2 protein-coding genes are annotated in these 549 nt (G+C 63.4%); one reads left to right on the top strand and one right to left on the bottom strand.

Annotation, left to right across the window (positions count from 1 at the left end; translation table 11 throughout):
- The coding region (locus tag AC1DLB_RS31730) for a sulfite exporter TauE/SafE family protein (RefSeq protein WP_477786497.1) at positions 1-321 on the top strand (321 nt) is incomplete at its 5' end.
- On the opposite strand, the gene AC1DLB_RS31725 is transcribed toward AC1DLB_RS31730, so the two are convergent.
- Positions 303-549, bottom strand: a 247-nt coding sequence (locus tag AC1DLB_RS31725) for a VOC family protein (protein ID WP_477786496.1), incomplete at its 5' end; no start/stop codon positions are given. The two genes, AC1DLB_RS31730 and AC1DLB_RS31725, sit on opposite strands and share 19 nt — an antisense overlap.

Here is a 549-nt window from a genome sequence, read left to right as displayed (position 1 = left end):
GTGCTAGGCACCATGGTGGCCCTGACCTCCATCGGCGCTGGCGCCCTGGGCACCGTTGCGCTGTTCATTCTGTATCCGCTGCTGCCCACTCGTCGCCTGGTCGGCACCGAAATCGCCCACGCGGTGCCCCTGACCCTGGTCGCCGGCCTGGGCCACGCGAGCATGGGCAATATGGATTGGCACGTCCTGGGCTTCTTGCTGGTCGGTTCGCTGCCAGGGATTTACCTGGGCAGCCATTTGACCGGGCGCATCTCCGACGAACTGCTGCGTCCGTGCCTGGCCACGATGCTGGTGCTGATCGGCTATAAACTGGCGTTCTGATCCGATACCGCTTCCCGAGTAAAAATCTCCAGCAGATGCCCGTCCGGGTCATCGAAATACACCCGCCGGCCACCGGCGTAATCGTTGATCTCGTTGGGCCGCTGCTTACCGGGGTCGGCCCACCACGGCTGCTTGATCGCCTGCAGGCGAGCGAAGGCCGCATCGAAGTCGTCGTCTCCAATCAAGAACGCATAGTGCTGGGACGCGATGGGCGGGTCGTTGTTGTAG

The sequence above is a fragment of the Pseudomonas sp. 05N434 genome, from assembly GCF_056396965.1.
This window is presented reverse-complemented; position numbering and strand designations above follow the sequence as displayed.